Source organism: Leifsonia williamsii, assembly GCF_030433685.1.
GTDB lineage: Bacteria > Actinomycetota > Actinomycetes > Actinomycetales > Microbacteriaceae > Leifsonia > Leifsonia williamsii.
This window is the reverse complement of record NZ_JAROCF010000001.1, coordinates 2,136,452-2,153,577: the sequence shown is the minus strand read 5'-3', so window position 1 is coordinate 2,153,577 and position 17,126 is coordinate 2,136,452. Positions and strand designations below refer to the sequence as shown.

The window sequence follows — 17,126 nt, the reverse complement described above, 5'->3', positions numbered from 1 at the left end:
CCGGCATGCTTGTGGCGTGCCCGACCGGCTCCCGGCCTCGTCGCCGGAATTACCGGAAGGCTACGCGCCCCGGTCACCGCGCACAACCAACGGCGTGTCGACCGTGCAGAGTGCTCTATCGCTGCGGTTTGACTCCTGCTAGGTTGCACACCATGCGCAGCTTCGACAGCACCGACCGCCGCATCCTCGTCGCCCTCGCCGACGACCCGCGGTCGACCAACGTCTCGCTCGCCGACCGCCTCGGCCTCAGCCGCAACACCGTGCAGGCGCGGGTGGCCGAGCTGGAGCGCAACGGCGTCTTCCTGTCGTTCGAGCGCCGCATCAGCGCGCGCTCCGCCGGATACCCGCTCGCGGCCTTCGTGACCGTGCACGTGCGGCAGCAGATGCTGGCGGAGGTGGTGGAGGCACTGGCCGGCATCCCCGAGATCGTGCAGGCCCACGGCATCTCAGGGCCGTACGACCTGCTGCTGCGCGTGGTGTGCGTCGACGCGGAGGACCTGTTCCGCATCACCGGCCTGATCCAAGCGGTGGAGGGCGTCGACCGCGCCGAGACCTCGCTCGACATGGGCGAGCTGATCCCCTACCGCCTCCGCCAGCTCCTCACCCGCGACACATGAAAAACCGCCGAGTACGCAGACAGTCTGCGTACTCGGCGGTTTCGGGGCGATTATCCGCGTACTCGGCGGTTGCCCAGCGGGGTCAGGACTCCGCGGGGGCCTCGGCGGCGGCGGGCGCCTCGGCGGCGGGCGCCTCGGCCTCCTCGGCGATCACCGGGGCGAGCGACAGCTTGCCGCGGTCGTCGATCTTGGTGATCTCCACCAGGATCTTCTGACCGACGCCGAGCACGTCCTCGACGTTCTCGACGCGCTTGCCGCCGGCGAGCTTGCGCACCTCGGAGATGTGCAGCAGGCCGTCCTTGCCCGGGAGCAGCGAGACGAACGCGCCGAACGCGGCGAGCTTGACGACGGTTCCGAGGAACTGCTCGCCGACCTCCGGGTTGGTGGGGTTCGCGATCGCGTTGACGGCGGCGCGGGCGGCCTCGGCGGCCGGGCCGTCGGTGGCGCCGATGTAGACGGTGCCGTCCTCCTCGATGGAGATCTCGGCGCCGGTCTCGTCCTGGATGCCGTTGATCGTCTTGCCCTTCGGGCCGATCAGCTCGCCGATCTTGTCGACCGGGATCTGGACCGAGATCACGCGCGGCGCGGTCGGGGCCATCTCGTCCGGACGGTCGATCGCGGCGTTGAGCACGCTCAGGATGGTGGTGCGGGCGTCCTTGGCCTGCTTCAGCGCGCCGGCGAGCACCGACGACGGGATGCCGTCGAGCTTCGTGTCCAGCTGGATGGCGGTGACGAACTCGCTCGTGCCGGCGACCTTGAAGTCCATGTCGCCGAGCGCGTCCTCCGCGCCCAGGATGTCGGTGAGCGCCGCGTAGCGGGTCTCGCCGTCGACGACGTCGGAGATCAGGCCCATGGCGATGCCGGCGACCGGGGCGCGCAGCGGCACACCGGCGTTCAGCAGCGACAGGGTGGAGGCGCAAACGGAGCCCATCGAGGTGGAGCCGTTGGAGCCGAGCGCCTCGGACACCTGACGGATCGCGTACGGGAACTCCTCGCGGCTCGGCAGCACCGGCACGAGCGCGCGCTCGGCCAGGAAGCCGTGGCCGATCTCGCGCCGCTTCGGCGAGCCGACGCGACCGGTCTCACCGGTCGAGTAGGGCGGGAAGTTGTAGTGGTGCAGGTAGCGCTTGTGCGTGACCGGCGACAGGGAGTCGATCTGCTGCTCCATCTTGAGCATGTTCAGCGTGGTGACGCCCAGGATCTGGGTCTCGCCGCGCTGGAAGATCGCCGAGCCGTGGACGCGCGGGATGACCTGCACCTCGGCGTCGAGCGGACGGATGTCCGTCAGCCCGCGGCCGTCGATCCGGACGCCCTCGCGCAGCACGCGGCCGCGCATGACGACCTTCGAGACCGACTTGTAGGCGGCCGAGAACTGGGTGAGCACCTCGGGGTCGAGGACACCCGCCTCCACCTTCTCGGCGAGGGCCGCCTTGACGCGCTCCTTGAGGGCGTCGTCGGCGTTCTGGCGCTCGATCTTGTCGGCGATCTGGTAGACGTTCACCAGCTCGTCGTACGCGAGGCCGGCGACGTTGTCGTACGTCGTCTGCGAGTAGGGCAGGAACACCGGGTAGTCGGCGATCGCCTTCGCGGACTGCTGCGCGATGACGTTCTGCGCGCCGACCAGCTGGCGGATGAACGGCTTGGCCGCCTCCAGGCCCTGGGCGACGATCTCCTCGTTCGGCTTGACGGCGCCGCCCTGGATCAGGTTCCAGGAGTTCTCGGTCGCCTCGGCCTCGACCATCATGATCGCGACGTCGCCCTCGGAGCCGTCCTCGTTGGTGAGGACGCGGCCGGCGACGATGAGGTCGAACACGGCCTCCTCGAGCTGCTCGGCCTTCGGGAACGCGATCCACTGGTCCTCGTGCGCGCCGTTGCCCGGGATGAGGGCGAGGCGGACGCCGGCGATCGGGCCGGAGAAGGGCAGACCGGAGATCTGCGTGGAGGCGCTGGCGGCGTTGATCGCGAGCGCGTCGTAGAACTCGCCGGGGGCGATGCTCAGGACGGTGATGACGATCTGGACCTCGTTGCGGAGGCCGTCGACGAACGACGGGCGCAGCGGGCGGTCGATCAGGCGGCAGACGAGGATCGCCTCGGTGGAGGGGCGGCCCTCGCGGCGGAAGAACGAGCCGGGGATCTTGCCGGCGGCGTAGGAGCGCTCCTCCACGTCGACGGTCAGCGGGAAGAAGTCGAAGTTGTCCTTCGGGTGCTTGCTGGCGCTCGTCGCGCTCAGCAGCATGGTCTCCTCGTCGAGGTAGGCGGCGACGGCGCCCTGCGCCTGCTGGGCGAGGCGTCCGGTCTCGAACCGGACGGTGCGGGTGCCGAAGCGGCCGTTGTCGAGGACGGCTTCGGCGAACTTGATCTCAGGACCTTCCAAGAGGTCTTTCTCCTTTGTTTAACGTCGCCACCCCGTGTGGGCGCGACTTCACTCCAAGGAGCAGGAGCAAGCAGTTCGACACGTTCCGTGTACGCGGCATCCCCACGCGGGTGCGTGGGCCGAGCCCGTCTGGCCATCAGTAGAAATACACGGTGACGCCCCCCGCGATCTTGCGCGGACGCCTCCGGATACCACCACCGAGGACCAGCTCCTGCCGGCCTGCTCCGGTTCGGTCGGCGCACTGCCGACCGTGAGCATCCTATCAGTCCGCGCCGATTCAGAGGGCGAGCGTCGCGCGGGCGGCCTCCGCCAGTTCCGTGCCGTACGACGGCCCGTGCCCGGCCGCGTGCACCGCGAGCGGGTGCAGCTGGTGCAGCGGCACCCGCGCCTCCCACCCCTCCCGCAGCGGACGGGCGGCGTCGTAGGCGGCCAGGACCTCGTCGAGGTGCGGGAGGCCGAACAGCGCGAGCATCGCCAGGTCCGTCTCACGGTGCCCGCCGTGCGCGGCCGGGTCGATCAGCACCGCGCCCTCCGGCGTCCACAGCACGTTGCCCGTCCACAGGTCGCCGTGGAGGCGGGCCGGAGGCTCGCCGTCGTCGAAGGCGCCGCTCGCGACCCGCTCCACCGCCTCGCGGATCACCGGCTCCTGGGCGCGGGTCACGTTGCCGACGGCGACCGCGATGTCGAGGTACGGGAGCACGCGGTCGCGGGCGTAGAAGCGGCCCCAGCTGGTCTCGTCGGCGGCGGGCAGCGGGCGCCGGCCGATGTACAGCGGGCCCTCCCAACCGTCGGGGCGGGCGCCGAACGCGGCGGCTCCGGCCGCGTGCGTCACCGCCAGAGCCGCGCCGAACGCACGCGCCGCCTCCCTGCTCGGCCGCGCCTCCCGCACCCGCTCCAGTTCGATGCGCCCGGGCGAGACGGCGGCGACACGGACGACGCGGGCTCCTCCGTGCTGCTCGGGCTCGGCGAGCCAGCGCAGGCCGGCGGCCTCCGCCTCGAAGAAGCGGTCCGGGGCGTCGGAGCGCTGCTTGACCAGGGTCTCCCCCTGCCACATCTCCATGCGCGTCACCCTACGCGGCCTGCACCGGGCGCCGTCGCCGGGCCGCGACGGCGACCAGTGCCACGATCCCGATCCCGATCAGCGTGCCGAGCGTGTTCGCCGCGAGGTCGCGCACGTCGCTGTAGCGGTTCGGCAGGAACAGCTGGACGCCCTCGATGAAACACGTGGAGGCGACGCCGATCAGCAGCGCCCACCACCACCTCCCGAGACCCAGCAGCAGCGTGAACAGCACCCCCATCGGCACGAACATCAGCACGTTGGCGGTGAATTCGACGACGTCGAACGTGATCCACCGCAGCGGGGCGACGTCGGCGGTGAAGGCGAGCAGCTGCTTCAGCAGGCCGTTGCCGTGCGGGTCGGGCGGGAACGGGTTGAGCGTGATCCAGGCGACCGCGAGCAGGTAGACGCCGGTGACGGCGGCGAGGGCGGGACGGCGTCGCAGCATGCCTTCTATGCTGGCGCACATGACCCTCCCGTTCCGCATCCGGATGACCGGACGCGCCACCGATGAGAAGCACCGCGTCTCGAGCCCGCTGGAGCTGCTGTTCGATCTGACCTTCGTCGTCGCCATCGCGCAGGTCGCCGCGGAGCTCGCCACCGCGGGCGAGGAGGGCCACGCGCTCGACAAGCTCGGGCCGTACTGCATGGTGTTCTTCGCGATCTGGTGGGCCTGGATGAACTTCACCTGGTTCGCCTCGGCGTACGACACGGACGACGTGCCGTATCGCCTCATGACCATGCTGCAGATGGGCGGCGTGCTCGTGCTGGCGGCCGGAGTGCCGGCGGCGTTCGAGGAGCAGTCGTTCACGGCGGTCATCGTGGGCTACCTGATCATGCGGCTGGCGCTGGTCGCCCAGTGGATCCGTGCGGCGGTGGAGCATCCCGAGGGCCGCGTGACCGCCCTGCGCTACGCGGGCGGGGTGGCCGCGGTGCAGGTGCTGTGGGTGGCGTGGGGGTTCATGCCTCCCGCGATCGCGCCGTGGCTGTTCCCGGTGGGTGCGCTGCTGGAGCTCGCGGTGCCGCTGTGGGCCGAGCGGACCGGCATGACCTCCTGGCATCCGCATCACATCGCCGAGCGGTACGGGCTGTTCACCATCATCGTGCTCGGGGAGTCGGTGCTCGCCTCGTCGGTCGGCGTGCAGCGCGCCCTGGCGGCGAACGGCCTGTCGGCGTCACTGATCGCGATCGCGGCCGCGGGACTGGTGCTGCTGTTCGCGCTGTGGTGGCTGTACTTCCTCGAGCCGGCGGCCGAGGGGCTGTCGTCGCGGCGGGGCCGGTCGTTCTACTGGGGCTACGGCCACTACTTCGTGTTCGCGTCGCTGGCGGCGCTCGGCGCGGGGCTGGAGGTCGCGGTGCAGCGCGGCGCCGACCATGCGGAGGTCTCCGACACGGCTGTCGAGTACGCGGTCGCGATCCCGGTCGCGGTCTTCCTGCTGATGCTCTACGTGCTGCACGCGCCGCTGGTGCAGGAGGTGGTGATCCGGCCGCTGAAGACGACGGTCGCGATCGTGCTCATCCTGCTGCTGCCGCTCGCCTCCCCCGCGATCGGCCTGGTCGGCGTGACCATCGGGATCGCGGTGGTCGCGGCCGGACTGGTGGCGGCGACGCTCGTGGACCGGGCGGTGGCGGCGCGGGAGGCGGCGGCGCGCGCCTGACGTCCGCGTCGGCAACTCCGGAGGCGCGCGCCGACACGCCGGGCCGCGGCCTGCTTCTCCGGTACGGCGGCGGCGTGTCGACCGCGATCTCCGGAGTTGTGGACGGCCGGGGTGGTCGTCGTGATACGGGAAACGGGCCGCCACCGGGGCCGTGAAGCCCGGGTGACGACCCGTTCGCGAAGAAGCTCGCGGTCGAAGTTATCGACGCAGACCGAGGCGCTCGATGAGCGCACGGTACCGGTTGATGTCGATGTCGGAGAGGTATCCGAGCAGTCGACGACGCTGACCCACGAGGAGGAGCAGGCCACGACGCGAGTGGTGGTCGTGCTTGTGCTCCTTGAGGTGCTCGGTGAGGTCCTTGATCCGCTTGGTCAGGATGGCGACCTGAACCTCGGGGGATCCGGTGTCACCGGGGTGGGTAGCGTACTCTTCGATGATCGCCTTCTTGGTCTCAGCATCCAGTGCCATAGATGGGATCCCCTTCCTCTCGTTGCGCGGTGCCCGGGGCCGTATGCCTGGGCTCTCTTGATCCGCGGCCGTTCGACGGCAACCTGAAGAGTCTACCAGAGGAGGGCGGGCGCTCAGTCCGGTTCGCGCTCCGGCTCGAGGAGGGCGAAGGCGGCGCCCTGGGGATCGGTGATCTCGGCCCAGCGGCCGACGCCGGGCGCCGAGAGCGGCTCCAGCGCGAGGGTGCCGCCGAGCTCCGTCGCCCGCACCACCGCGGCGTCGAGGTCGGCGACGTTGACGTACACGAGCCAGCGGGAGGGGCCTCCCGCACCCTCGTAGACGCCGGCCACGCTGTTGTCGCCGACGTCGAACAGCCCGTAGGGCTTGTCCCCCACCCGCATCTCGCTGGCGCCGACGCCGAGCACCGCCTCGTAGAACGGGAACACGGCCTCCGGCTCGGGCGTGACGAGCTCGACCCAGTCGACGGCGCCCGGCTCGTCGCGCAGCCAGCGGTGATCGCCGCGCTTCTCCCAGATGCCGAACACGGCCCCGGCCGGGTCCTGCACGATGGAGAGGAAGACGCCGGGCACGGTCTCGCCCGGCGGCAGCAGGACCGTGCCGCCCGCGGCCTCCACCGCCTGCGCTGCGGCGTGCAGGCCGGGCACGGCGAAGTAGGTCGTCCACATCGAGGGCACGTCGTCCGACAGGAGCGGGCCGAGCGCGCCGACGGGGACGCCCCGCAGCGAGGCCGAGGAGTAGCCGCCCATCCGCGGATCGGCCGGCGTCACCTCCCAGTCGAAGAGCGCCCGGTAGTAGGCGGCGGCGGCCGGCTGGTCGGGGCTCTGCAGGTCCACCCAGATCGGGGTGCCCGACGGGAAGGAGGTCACGATCGGCATGCGCACACGGTAGCCCGTCGCCACCCGGTTGCGGGAGGGTGCTCCCGAACGCGGCGGTCACCCCTTGCGGAGCGCTCATGCGGCCGGAGTAGCGTCGCCCTCATGAAGGCATTGCAATATCGAGAGATCGGTTCGGCGCCCCAGGTCGTCGACGTCCCGGACCCCGAGGTGGGCCCCGGCCAGGTGCTCCTCAAGGTCACCGCCGCGGGTGTCTGCCACTCGGACGAGTTCATCATGGGCCTGCCCGCCGAGCAGTACATCTACGGCCTCCCGCTGACCCTCGGGCACGAGGGAGCCGGGATCGTGGAGGCCGTCGGCGACGGCGTCACGGGCGTCAAGCCCGGCGACGCGGTCGCGGTGTACGGCCCGTGGGGCTGCGGCCGCTGCCACATGTGCGCGCAGGGCAAGGAGAACTACTGCCTGAACGCGGAGGCGGAGGGCATCCGCCCGCCCGGCCTCGGCGCGCCGGGGTCGATGGCCGAGTACATGCTGGTCGACAGCGAGCGGCACCTCGTCCCGCTGGGCGGCCTGGACCCGGTGCGCAACGTCTCCCTCACCGACGCCGGCCTGACGCCGTACCACGCGATCAAGACGTCGCTGCCGAAGCTCGGCGCCGGGACGACCGCCGTGGTGATCGGGACCGGCGGGCTCGGGCACGTCGGCATCCAGATCCTGCGCGCGATCAGCGGCGCGACCGTGATCGCGCTCGATGTCAACGACGAGAAGCTGGCACTCGCCCGCGAGGTCGGGGCGCACGACGCGCTCCTGTCGAACGCCGATGCGGTGCGGGCCGTGCGCGAGCGCACCGACGGCCGCGGCGCCGACGCGGTCTTCGACTTCGTCGGCATCCAGCCGACCGTCGACCTGGCGGGCGGCATGGCCGCGACCGAGGGCGACGTGACGATCGTCGGCATCGGCGGAGGCGCCCTCCCGGTCGGCTTCGGGAGGATCGGCTACGACGTGGCGGTCCGCACGCCGTACTGGGGGTCGCGTGCCGAGCTGATGGAGGTGCTCGACCTCGCCCGCGCCGGCGCCGTGAACGTCGAGATCGAGACGTACACCCTCGACGAGGCGCCGAAGGCGTACGAGCGGCTGCACGAGGGCCGCATCCGCGGGCGCGCGGTGATCATCCCGAACGACTAGACCGGGCCGCGCAGCACCTCGTCCAGCGCGGCGACGGCGATCCGCGCAGGGTCGCCGTCGTCGTGCTGCGCCCACCAGAGCAGCGCCGAGAAGTTCGCCGAGGTCAGCGCGTCCGCGAGGACCTGGGCGCGGAGGCCGTCGGCGGGCACGCGCAGCCGGCGCGCCAGGAAGGTGCACAGCAGGTCGCGGTCGACGGCCAGGCTGGTGATCCCGAAGCCCACGAGGGCCGGGTGGGCGGCCATGAGCCGCAGCCTCCTCCGTGTCGCCTCGAGCCGGTCGGGGCCGAGGTCGAGGGACTCGGTGAAGGCGCGCGCGAGCACGTCGCGCACCGGCTCGGTCTCGCCGGCGGCGTCGAACACCGCGCGCATCCGCTCGACGACCGGCTCCATGCCTCCCCAGACCAGTGCCGGCTTGCTCGGGAAGTAGCGGAACAGCGTGCGCCTGCTGACGCCGGCCGCAGCGGCGATGTCGTCCATGGTCGTCTCGTCGTAGCCGTGGGCGTCGAAGTGGCGCAGCGCGACCAGCGCGACCGCGTCGGGGTCGACGTCGGCGGGCCGGCCGCGCCGCCGCGGGGCGGGCGTCGAAGGAACGTCCGGTGAACTCATGGCTTGATTATGGCACCGAGTGCTATAAATAGCTCGAGCGCCGCGCTCACGGCGCTCATCGCAGAGGGATGAGGAGATCCGTCATGAGCACTGCTTCCACCGACCGCTTCGCGGGCAAGACCGCCATCGTCACCGGCGCCGGCTCCGGCATCGGCCGCGCCACCGCGCTGCGCCTGGCCGCCGAGGGCGCCCGGGTCGTCGCGAGCGACATCGCGCCCGAGCGCCTCGACGCGCTCGTCGCCGAGAACCCCGGTCTCGACATCGTGCCCGTCGCCGGCGACGTGGCCGCCGAGGAGACGATCGCACGCCTGCTGGAGGCGGCGGGCGGCCGCGTCGACGCGCTCGCCAACGTCGCGGGCATCATGGACGGCTTCCTGCCGACGGCCGAGGTCGACGACGCCACCTGGGACCGCGTCTTCACGATCAACGTCACCGCGATCATGCGGCTCAGCCGGGCGGTCCTGCCGCTGATGGTGGAGGCCGGAGCCGGCTCCATCGTCAACGTCTCGTCGGAGGCGGGCCTGCGCGGCTCGGCGGCGGGAGCGGCGTACACCGCGTCGAAGCACGCGGTCGTCGGCCTCACCAAGAGCACGAGCGTCTTCTACTCGCCGAAGGGCGTGCGCGCCAACGCCGTCGCCCCGGGACCGGTGGCGACGAACATCGAGGCGCCGTTCCGCTCGCAGTGGGCGGGCGAGCGCATCGGCCCGATCATGCAGACCACCGTGCCGCCGGTGGCGCAGCCGGAGCAGCTCGCCGCGGCGATCACCTGGCTGCTCAGCGACGACTCCGCGAACGTCACGGGCGTTGTCCTGGCCTCGGACGGCGGCTGGTCGGCGATCTGACGCATCCTGCGCGCGATCCGCTCCGCCGAATCGTGACATCGGGTCACGACTCGGCGGGGCGCTCCCGGGCGAGGGCGTCGGCGAGGAGGCGCAGCCCGTCGGGCACATCGGCGGCCGGCACCGCGCCGAACCCGAGCAGGAGGCCCTCCCTGCGCCCTCCCGCGCCTTGCCCTCTCGTCCCGGGCTCCCCCGCACCGAACCGCGGCAGCGGCTGCACGACCACACCGGCCACGGCCGCACGCGCGGCGACCCGCTCGGAGTCGAGCGCCACCCCCTCCCGCGGCAGCAGCGCCAGGTGCAGCCCGGCGACCGAGGGCACCACGTGCAGCCACTCCCCCAGCTGCTCGGCCGCCTGCCGCCCGATGGAGGCGTGCCGCTCGGCGTACGCCCGCGTCGCGTGCCGGAGGTGCCGCGCGAAGGCGCCGGTGTCGACGAACCGGGCCAGCGCCGCCTGCGTGAGCCCGTCCGTGTGCCAGTCGGTCAGCCGCTTCGCCGCCCGCAGCGCGGGCAGCAGCGAGCGTGGCGCGACGACGAAACCGACGCGCAGCGACGGCAGCATGGTCTTCGAGAAGGTCCCCACGTAGACCACGCGCCCGCTGTCGTCCACACGGTGCAGTGGGTCGAGCGGACGGGACGCGAAGCGGAACTCGCTGTCGTAGTCGTCCTCGATGACCACGGCGTCGTGCCGCTCGGCCCAGGCCAGCAGGGCCCTGCGGCGCTCCAGCGGGAGCACGCCGCCGAGCGGGAACTGGTGCGACGGCGTGACGTAGACCAGCCGCGCGGGCGGCAGCAGGTCGACGCGGAGGCCGTGCTCGTCCACCGGGACCGGCACCACCCGGGCGCCGAGCGAGGCGAACAGCTGGCGCACGGGAGGATAGCCCGGGTCCTCGACGGCGATCACATCGCCGGGCCGAAGCACGACCCGCGCGATCAGGTCGAACGCCTGCTGCGCGCCGCTGGTGATCAGGACGTCCGCCGCATCCGCCTCCACCGAGCGCGAGAGCGCGATCCGCCGAGAGACCGCGGCGCGCAACCGCTCGTCGCCGGCCGGGTCGCCGTAGTGCGCCGAGCGGGAGCGGCGGTCCCGCAGCGCGGCCGCGACGCTGCGCCTCCACTCGTCCGCCGGGAAGAGCGCCGCGTCGGGCGAGCCGACGCTGAAGTCGTACGCGATCGGCAGCGGCTCGCGCCAGAGCGGGTCGTCGAGCTCCTCCCACCAGGGCGCAGGACGCGCCGCGCCTGGCGCTGGGCGGTGGCCGGCCGGGGCGCCCGCTCGATCCCCCGCGCGGCCGCCCACCGCGGCCGCGAACGTGCCTGCGCCGCGGCGCGCCACCAGGTAGCCCTCGGCGATCAGCCGGTCGTAGACGGTCGTGACGGTCGATCGGGCGACGCCGAGGTCGGCGGCCAGCTCGCGCGACGGAGGGACGCGCTCGCCCGGTCGCAGCCTCCCGTCGAGGACGGCCTGGCGCAGCTCGCGGTAGATGCGGTCCGCGCGATCGCCGCGCTCGCCGACGGACACGTGGAGGTCCATCCCGCTCCCTCCTGGATCGGCGCGATTGGTCCGGTGAGAACCCGTCGGATTGGACCTTACAACGGTCCACCGGCATTCCTAGCGTGGAGGCATGACAGACACCACGACCAGCGACCGCATCCAGATCCCCTCCCTCTCGCCCGATGGCTACCGCGCCGTCATCAAGCTCGACGGCTACGTCGGGATGAACGTGGAGGAGCCGCTCGGCGACCTCCTCAAGCTGCGGGCCTCGCAGATCAACGGCTGCACCTACTGCGTCGACATGCACTCGGTCGACCTGCAGAACCGGGGCTTCCCGCTGCGCAAGGTGTTCGCGGTGTCGGCCTGGCGAGAGTCGCCGTGGTTCAGCGAGCGGGAGCGGATCGCGCTCGAGCTGACCGAGGCGGTGACCCTGATCCACCAGGGCGGCGTGCCGGACGACCTCTACGAGCGCGCCCGCGACGAGTTCGGCGACCGCGGGCTCTCCGACCTCATCCTCGCCATCGGCACGATCAACATCTGGAACCGCGTCGCCATCCCGACGCACATGCAGCCGCCGGCGCTCTGAGCGGTCGGCGTCCCACACGACGAAGCGCTCCCCCGGCGTTTGCCGAGGGAGCGCTTCTCCGGGTACGGGAGGCTCAGCTGACGCCGAGCAGGTCGATCACGAAGATCAGGGTCTTGCCCGAGAGCGGGTGACCGCCGCCGGCCGGGCCGTAGGCGAGCGCCGGCGGGACGGTGAGCTTGCGGCGGCCGCCGACCTTCATGCCGGGGATGCCCTCCTGCCAGCCCTTGATCAGGTTGTTGAGCGGGAAGTTGATCGACTGCCCGCGGCTCCACGAGGAGTCGAACTCCTCGCCGGTCTCGTACTCGACGCCGAGGTAGTGCACGTCGACCTTGGAGCCGGCCTTCGCCTCGTCGCCGCCGCCCTCGACGATGTCGACGATCTCGAGCGTCTCGGGGGCGGGGCCCTCCGGAGCGTCGACCTCGGGCTTCTGGTTGGTGTTCTCTGCCATGGCTCCATCCAACCTGCGGCGGCCGCCGCCGTCAAAGGCGTTCGCTGTGCGCGCAGCCGTTGCGGGACGGGGTCTTGAAATCCTGGCGCCGCGGGTGCACCCTAGTTGCATAACTCGACGACCCGGGAGCGTTGCAGGCATCGCCGCACCACCGGGCGTCGAGTCTTTTAACGGCACTAACGCCCGAAGACCTTGCCCGGGTTCAGGATGCCGAGCGGGTCGAACACCGACTTGAGCTTCACCTGCAGCTCGTAGGAGTCCGGCCCCAGCTCGTCGGCGAGCCAGCGTCGCTTGAGCACGCCGACGCCGTGCTCGCCGGTCAGCGTGCCGCCCAGCTCCACCGCCGTGCGGAAGAGGTCGCCGGCCGCCTCCCACACGATCGGCGGCGCCTCCTCGCCCGCGAACACGAAGTTCGGGTGGAGGTTGCCGTCGCCCGCGTGCGCGACCGTCGGGATCGGGATGCCGTACCGCTCCGAGATGCGCTCGATCGCGTCGAACATCTCGGGCAGGCGCGAGCGCGGGACCGCGACGTCCTCGATGAGCACCTCTCCGGTCGCGGCGAGGGCCGGGTGGAAGGCGCGCCGGATGGCGAGCAGCCGCTCCCCCTCGTCGGCGTCGTGCGAGACGCGCACCGAGCCCCCCGCCTCCTCGATCAGCCTCGCGGCCGCCGCCGCGTCGTCGGCCGAGCCGATCCCGTCGAACTGGACGAGCAGGAAGCTGCCGCCTCCGGTCGTGCCGAACGCGTCGGCGATGGTCTCGGGGCCGAGGTGGTCGGCGATGCGGGTGAGCGACGGGCCGTCCATCAGCTCCATCACCGCGGGGCGGAGCTGTGCAGCGGTGATGCGGGCGGAGGCCCCGGCCGCGCTGCGCACGTCGGGGAAGATCGCGCCGAGCGTGGTCGGCTCGCCCGCGGGCAGCGGGAGCAGGCGCACGGTCGCGCCGACGATGACGCCGAGCGTTCCCTCCGACCCGGTGAACAACGCCGTGAGGTCGTAGCCGGTCACGCCCTTGACCGTGCGGTGGCCGGTGGAGATGAGGCGCCCGTCGGCGAGGACGACGTCGAGGCCGAGCACCGCCTCCCGCGTCACTCCGTACTTGGCGCACAGCAGGCCGCCCGCATTCGTGGCGATGTTGCCGCCGACGGTCGAGATGGCGCGGCTGGCGGGGTCGGGTGCGAAGAACAGCCCGTACGGCTGCAGGGTGTCGTTGAGGTCGCTGTTGACGACGCCCGGCTCGACGACCGCGAGCTGGTCCTCCGCCGAGATCTCGAGGATGCGGTCCATGCCCGCGACCGAGAGCACGATCGCGCCGTCGGTGCCGTTGGCGCCGCCCGCGAGGCCGGTGCCTGCTCCACGCGGCACGACCGGCACCCGGAACTCGCTCGCGGCGCGCAGCGTGGCCTGCACGTGCTCCACCCGCGTGGCGTTGACCAGGGCGACCGGGCGGCCCTCGGCGGTCCAGCCGGAACGGTCGGTGCGGACGGCGTCCAGCAGGGCGGGGTCGGTCGTGAGCACGCCGGCCGCGACGGCGTCGTCGCCGAGGGCCGCGGCCAGCCAGTCGAGGAGGTCCATGCCCTCAGGCTAGCGAACGCGCCCATGTCCGTTTTCCGCTATCGGATGTCGGCGGGCGGTGCCAGGCTGGAGGCATGACCACCACCTCCGGCCGCACGGACGCCCGGCCAGGCGCGCGCACCGACGACCGCATGGCCGACCCGGTCTTCGCCGAGCGCTACCGGGCCATGAGCGCCCGCGACGCCCGCTTCGACGGCCAGTTCATCACCGGCGTGCACTCGACCGGGATCTACTGCCGGCCGAGCTGCCCGGCGGTCGCGCCCAAGCCCGGCAACGTCACGTTCTACCTGACCGCCGCGGCCGCGCACGAGGCCGGGTTGCGCGCCTGCAAACGCTGCCTTCCCGACGCCGTGCCCGGCTCGCCCGAGTGGAACGTGCGCGACGACCTCGCCGCCAGGGCCATGCGCCTGATCGCCGATGGCACGGTCGAGCGGGAGGGCGTGCCCGGCCTCGCCCGCCGGCTCGGCTACACGCCGCGGCACCTGGGGCGGGTGCTGACCGCCGAGCTCGGCGCCGGCCCGCTCGCCCTCGCGCGTGCCCACCGCGCACAGACGGCGCGGCTGCTGCTCACCGGAACCGACCTCCCGATCACCGACGTCGCGTTCGCCGCCGGGTTCTCGAGCGTGCGGCAGTTCAACGAGACGATGGCAGAGGTCTACCGGATGACCCCCGGGGCGATCCGGCAGGCCGCACGCCGGCGACCGGCCGGATCGCACGTCGAGGGCGGCGGCGCGACGCTCAGCCTGCACCTCCCGGCCCGGGCGCCGTTCGACGGCGGAGCACTGCTGGGCTTCCTGGCCGCCCGGGCGATCGACGGCGTGGAGCAGGCGGACGCCGGCTCCTACGCCCGCGCTCTGCGCCTCCCGCACGGGCCGGCGACCGTGCGCCTGACCCTCACCGGGACGCCGCAGGCTCCCGCGGTGCAGTGCGACGCCACCCTCGCGGACGTCGCCGACCTCGCTCCCCTGGTCGCCAGGGTCCGGCGACTGCTCGACCTCGACGCGGACGCCGACGCGATCGACACCGCCCTCGCCGCCGACCCGGCGCTCGCGCCCAGCGTCGCGGCCTCCCCCGGCCGGCGGGTGCCCGGGGCGGTGGACGCCGAGGAGGTGCTGTTCCGCGCGCTCATCGGCCAGCAGGTGTCCGTGGCGGCGGCGCGCACAGCGCTGGCCCGGCTGACCGCGGCCATCGGCGAGCCGATCGACCTCGGCGGCTTCACGCGCCTGTTCCCCACCGCGCAGGCGATCGCCGAGCGCGGGCGCGAGGTGCTGCGCGGGCCGGCCCGCCGCATCGACGCCATCGTCGGCGCCGCGGCGGCGCTCGCGGACGGGTCGCTGACGATCGACGTCGGCGAGTCGCGGGACGAGCTGGAGGCGCGCCTCCTCGCCCTCCCCGGTGTCGGCCCGTGGACGGCCGGCTACGTCGCCATGCGCGTGCTCGGCAGCCCGGACGTGCTGCTCACCGGCGACCTGGCGTTGCGGCAGGGCGCCGCCCGGCTCGGGCTGCCGTCCGACCCGAAGGCGCTCGCGGAGCGCGGCACGGCCTGGGCGCCGTGGCGCAGCTACGCCGGGATGCACCTCTGGGCGGCGTAATGTGAACCCGTGCCGTCCTTCAGCGTCGTGATCCCCGCGCTCGACGACGCGGAGATGCTCACCCAGTGCCTCGCGGCCCTCGCCGCGCAGCTCCGGCCGGCGGACGAGATCGTCGTGGTCGACAACGGCAGCACCGACGACACCGCCGCCGTCGCGCGCGCGGCAGGCGCACGCGTGATCGAGCAGCCTGTCCGCGGCATCTGGTCGGCGGCGGCCACCGGGTACGACGCCGCCACCGGCGACGTCATCGCGCGCCTCGACGCCGACTCGCGGCCTCCCGTCGACTGGCTGCTGCACCTCGAGGCGGAGCTGCTGGAGGCGCCGGAGGTCGACGTGCTCACCGGCCCCGGCGTCTTCTACGACGGCAACCCGGTGGTCGCCGGGCTCGGCCAGGTGCTCTACATCGGCGGCTACTTCTGGTCGATGGGCCTGTGGCTCGGGCAGCCGCCGATCTTCGGCTCGAACTTCGCCATGCGCCGCGCGGTCTGGCGCGACGTGCGCGACCGCGTGCACAGCGGCCTCGCCGCGGTGCACGACGACCTCGATCTCTCCTTCCACCTCGACCCCGGCGTCGTCGTCCGATACGACGAGCTGCTGACCGTCGGCATCTCGGCGCGGCCGTTCTCGACCTGGCGCGGCTTCGGCCGGAGACTGGGCTGGGCGTACACGACGCTGCGCATGCACCTGCCGGAGGACTCGCCCTTGCGGCGGCGCATGGCCAGGCGGCGCTGGCGGCAGGAGCACACGGCCGAGGCGCCGGACGCGCTGGCCTGAGCGCGGCCTCCCTCCACCGTCCTCCGCCGGGATACCGACCGCTCCACGACGGAATCCGTCGTCTCCACCACGGTTTCCGTCGCGTACGGCGTGCGCGACCGCGCTTTCCGTCGTCGCCGCATCCCCGATAGCCTGGTGAGGTGAGATTCTCGCACCTCAGCACCGGCCCCGACGCACCTCCGCGACTGGCCGCCGTCATCGGAGACGGCGCCCTGTTCCTCGAGGAGGTGATGGAGGCGGCGCCCCGCGACCTGCAGGAGCTCATCGAGCGCGGGGAGGGCGCTCTCGCCGACGTGCGCGCGCTCGTCGACCAGGCCGTCGCCGCCGGCGCTCCGCTCGCCCCGGTGCACGAGCTGCGGCACGCCTCCGCGGTGCTCCGGCCGCCCCAGGTGATCGCCATCGGCGCGAACTACGCGGCCCACGCTTCCGAGCTCAAGCTGCGCAGCGAGAAGGCGGCTACCGTGTTCTCGCTCTGGCCCAACTCGCTCGCCGGGCACGGCGGCACCACGGCCTGGCCGGAGGACCTGACCACGCAGGTCGACTACGAGGCCGAGCTCGGCGTGATCATCGGCCGGCCCGCGCGCAACGTCTCGGTGCAGGACGCCCTCGACTACGTGTGGGGCTACACGGTCGTCAACGACATCACGGCCCGCGACCTCCAGTTCTCGGAGGCGCAGTGGTCGCGCTGCAAGTCCTTCGACGGCTTCACCCCGAACGGCCCGGTCGTCGTCACCGCCGACGAGATCGCGGACCCGCAGGACCTGTGGCTGACCACGAACGTCGACGGGCAGATCCTGCAGGACACCTCCACCGCCGACATGGTCCGCTCGGTCGCCGAGATCATCGAGTTCCTGTCGCGGTCGGCGACCATCCAGCCGGGCACGCTCATCTCGACCGGCAGCCCGGGCGGCGCCGGCTACTCGCGCACGCCCCCGGTGTTCCTCAAGGACCGCTCGACGGTCACGGTCTCGATCGGGGGGATCGGCTACCTGACGACGTACTGCCGCGTCACCTGAGGCCCCGCCAC

Annotated in this window: 17 protein-coding genes; 8 read left to right on the top strand and 9 right to left on the bottom strand. The window is 72.6% G+C overall.

Annotated features, from left to right (window positions below; all coding sequences use genetic code 11):
- Positions 1 to 152 precede the first annotated feature (152 nt).
- Complete coding sequence (locus P5G50_RS10110) at positions 153 to 617, top strand: Lrp/AsnC family transcriptional regulator (protein ID WP_301212526.1); 465 nt, start codon at positions 153 to 155, stop codon at positions 615 to 617.
- 82 nt (positions 618 to 699) lie between these two features.
- Here P5G50_RS10110 and P5G50_RS10105 read toward each other — a convergent pair whose 3' ends face one another.
- From P5G50_RS10105 to P5G50_RS10095, 3 genes are all read right to left on the bottom strand, one after another.
- Positions 700 to 2,991, bottom strand: coding sequence for a polyribonucleotide nucleotidyltransferase (locus P5G50_RS10105; protein WP_301212528.1), 2,292 nt, complete (start codon positions 2,989 to 2,991; stop codon positions 700 to 702).
- A 277-nt stretch (positions 2,992 to 3,268) separates the two neighbouring features.
- Positions 3,269 to 4,051, bottom strand: coding sequence for a fructosamine kinase family protein (locus P5G50_RS10100; protein ID WP_301212529.1), 783 nt, complete (start codon positions 4,049 to 4,051; stop codon positions 3,269 to 3,271).
- 10 nt (positions 4,052 to 4,061) lie between these two features.
- Positions 4,062 to 4,496 (bottom strand): VanZ family protein, encoded by a 435-nt coding sequence (locus P5G50_RS10095; RefSeq protein ID WP_301212530.1) that lies wholly within the window; start codon positions 4,494 to 4,496, stop codon positions 4,062 to 4,064.
- 19 nt (positions 4,497 to 4,515) lie between these two features.
- On the opposite strand from P5G50_RS10095, the gene P5G50_RS10090 reads away from it, so the two are divergent.
- Positions 4,516 to 5,706 carry a low temperature requirement protein A gene (locus tag P5G50_RS10090; protein ID WP_301212531.1) on the top strand — a complete coding sequence of 397 codons (1,191 nt, stop codon included), beginning with the start codon at positions 4,516 to 4,518 and terminating at the stop codon, positions 5,704 to 5,706.
- A 198-nt stretch (positions 5,707 to 5,904) separates the two neighbouring features.
- Here P5G50_RS10090 and rpsO read toward each other — a convergent pair whose 3' ends face one another.
- Both rpsO and P5G50_RS10080 read right to left on the bottom strand, forming a co-directional pair.
- A complete protein-coding gene (gene rpsO, locus P5G50_RS10085; protein ID WP_185277889.1) occupies positions 5,905 to 6,174 on the bottom strand; it encodes a 30S ribosomal protein S15 in 270 nt (89 codons plus the stop codon).
- Positions 6,175 to 6,287: 113 nt separating this feature from the next.
- Complete coding sequence (locus tag P5G50_RS10080; protein ID WP_301212532.1) at positions 6,288 to 7,049, bottom strand: VOC family protein; 762 nt, start codon at positions 7,047 to 7,049, stop codon at positions 6,288 to 6,290.
- A gap of 102 nt (positions 7,050 to 7,151) precedes the next feature.
- Between P5G50_RS10080 and P5G50_RS10075 the strand changes: the two genes are divergently transcribed.
- Entirely contained in the window at positions 7,152 to 8,192 is a 1,041-nt protein-coding gene (locus tag P5G50_RS10075; protein WP_301212533.1) for an NAD(P)-dependent alcohol dehydrogenase, read from the top strand.
- Here the strand turns inward: P5G50_RS10075 and P5G50_RS10070 are convergent.
- Positions 8,189 to 8,797 (bottom strand): TetR family transcriptional regulator, encoded by a 609-nt coding sequence (locus P5G50_RS10070; RefSeq protein WP_301212534.1) that lies wholly within the window; start codon positions 8,795 to 8,797, stop codon positions 8,189 to 8,191. The two genes, P5G50_RS10075 and P5G50_RS10070, sit on opposite strands and share 4 nt — an antisense overlap.
- Before the next feature lie 83 nt (positions 8,798 to 8,880).
- Here P5G50_RS10070 and P5G50_RS10065 point away from each other — a divergent pair, with 83 nt between their 5' ends.
- A complete protein-coding gene (locus tag P5G50_RS10065; protein WP_301212535.1) occupies positions 8,881 to 9,639 on the top strand; it encodes an SDR family NAD(P)-dependent oxidoreductase in 759 nt (252 codons plus the stop codon).
- A gap of 43 nt (positions 9,640 to 9,682) precedes the next feature.
- On the opposite strand, the gene pdxR is transcribed toward P5G50_RS10065, so the two are convergent.
- Complete coding sequence (gene pdxR, locus P5G50_RS10060) at positions 9,683 to 11,167, bottom strand: MocR-like pyridoxine biosynthesis transcription factor PdxR (protein ID WP_301212536.1); 1,485 nt, start codon at positions 11,165 to 11,167, stop codon at positions 9,683 to 9,685.
- A gap of 91 nt (positions 11,168 to 11,258) precedes the next feature.
- Here pdxR and P5G50_RS10055 point away from each other — a divergent pair, with 91 nt between their 5' ends.
- Positions 11,259 to 11,714, top strand: coding sequence for a carboxymuconolactone decarboxylase family protein (locus P5G50_RS10055; RefSeq protein ID WP_301212537.1), 456 nt, complete (start codon positions 11,259 to 11,261; stop codon positions 11,712 to 11,714).
- Between the two features lie 73 nt (positions 11,715 to 11,787).
- Here the strand turns inward: P5G50_RS10055 and P5G50_RS10050 are convergent, their stop codons facing one another.
- Entirely contained in the window at positions 11,788 to 12,162 is a 375-nt protein-coding gene (locus tag P5G50_RS10050) for an FKBP-type peptidyl-prolyl cis-trans isomerase (protein WP_301212538.1), read from the bottom strand.
- A gap of 176 nt (positions 12,163 to 12,338) precedes the next feature.
- Positions 12,339 to 13,733 (bottom strand): FAD-binding oxidoreductase, encoded by a 1,395-nt coding sequence (locus P5G50_RS10045; RefSeq protein ID WP_301212539.1) that lies wholly within the window; start codon positions 13,731 to 13,733, stop codon positions 12,339 to 12,341.
- Between the two features lie 74 nt (positions 13,734 to 13,807).
- Here P5G50_RS10045 and P5G50_RS10040 point away from each other — a divergent pair, with 74 nt between their 5' ends.
- From P5G50_RS10040 to P5G50_RS10030, 3 genes are all read left to right on the top strand, one after another.
- Positions 13,808 to 15,325, top strand: coding sequence for a DNA-3-methyladenine glycosylase 2 family protein (locus P5G50_RS10040; RefSeq protein ID WP_435870863.1), 1,518 nt, complete (start codon positions 13,808 to 13,810; stop codon positions 15,323 to 15,325).
- A 9-nt stretch (positions 15,326 to 15,334) separates the two neighbouring features.
- Entirely contained in the window at positions 15,335 to 16,099 is a 765-nt protein-coding gene (locus P5G50_RS10035) for a glycosyltransferase family 2 protein (protein WP_301212540.1), read from the top strand.
- 140 nt (positions 16,100 to 16,239) lie between these two features.
- Positions 16,240 to 17,115 carry a fumarylacetoacetate hydrolase family protein gene (locus P5G50_RS10030; protein ID WP_301212542.1) on the top strand — a complete coding sequence of 292 codons (876 nt, stop codon included), beginning with the start codon at positions 16,240 to 16,242 and terminating at the stop codon, positions 17,113 to 17,115.
- Positions 17,116 to 17,126 lie beyond the last annotated feature (11 nt).

What these genes read in the sequence shown, in the direction of transcription:
- P5G50_RS10110 (WP_301212526.1), top strand. Translation starts at nt 153, where the DNA reads ATGCGCAGCTTCGACAGCACCGACCGCCGCATCCTCGTCGCCCTCGCC.
- P5G50_RS10100 (WP_301212529.1), bottom strand. Translation starts at nt 4,051, where the DNA reads ATGGAGATGTGGCAGGGGGAGACCCTGGTCAAGCAGCGCTCCGACGCC.
- P5G50_RS10095 (WP_301212530.1), bottom strand. Translation starts at nt 4,496, where the DNA reads ATGCTGCGACGCCGTCCCGCCCTCGCCGCCGTCACCGGCGTCTACCTG.
- P5G50_RS10090 (WP_301212531.1), top strand. Translation starts at nt 4,516, where the DNA reads ATGACCCTCCCGTTCCGCATCCGGATGACCGGACGCGCCACCGATGAG.
- rpsO (WP_185277889.1), bottom strand. Translation starts at nt 6,174, where the DNA reads ATGGCACTGGATGCTGAGACCAAGAAGGCGATCATCGAAGAGTACGCT.
- P5G50_RS10080 (WP_301212532.1), bottom strand. Translation starts at nt 7,049, where the DNA reads ATGCCGATCGTGACCTCCTTCCCGTCGGGCACCCCGATCTGGGTGGAC.
- P5G50_RS10075 (WP_301212533.1), top strand. Translation starts at nt 7,152, where the DNA reads ATGAAGGCATTGCAATATCGAGAGATCGGTTCGGCGCCCCAGGTCGTC.
- P5G50_RS10070 (WP_301212534.1), bottom strand. Translation starts at nt 8,797, where the DNA reads ATGAGTTCACCGGACGTTCCTTCGACGCCCGCCCCGCGGCGGCGCGGC.
- P5G50_RS10065 (WP_301212535.1), top strand. Translation starts at nt 8,881, where the DNA reads ATGAGCACTGCTTCCACCGACCGCTTCGCGGGCAAGACCGCCATCGTC.
- pdxR (WP_301212536.1), bottom strand. Translation starts at nt 11,167, where the DNA reads ATGGACCTCCACGTGTCCGTCGGCGAGCGCGGCGATCGCGCGGACCGC.
- P5G50_RS10055 (WP_301212537.1), top strand. Translation starts at nt 11,259, where the DNA reads ATGACAGACACCACGACCAGCGACCGCATCCAGATCCCCTCCCTCTCG.
- P5G50_RS10050 (WP_301212538.1), bottom strand. Translation starts at nt 12,162, where the DNA reads ATGGCAGAGAACACCAACCAGAAGCCCGAGGTCGACGCTCCGGAGGGC.
- P5G50_RS10045 (WP_301212539.1), bottom strand. Translation starts at nt 13,733, where the DNA reads ATGGACCTCCTCGACTGGCTGGCCGCGGCCCTCGGCGACGACGCCGTC.
- P5G50_RS10040 (WP_435870863.1), top strand. Translation starts at nt 13,808, where the DNA reads ATGACCACCACCTCCGGCCGCACGGACGCCCGGCCAGGCGCGCGCACC.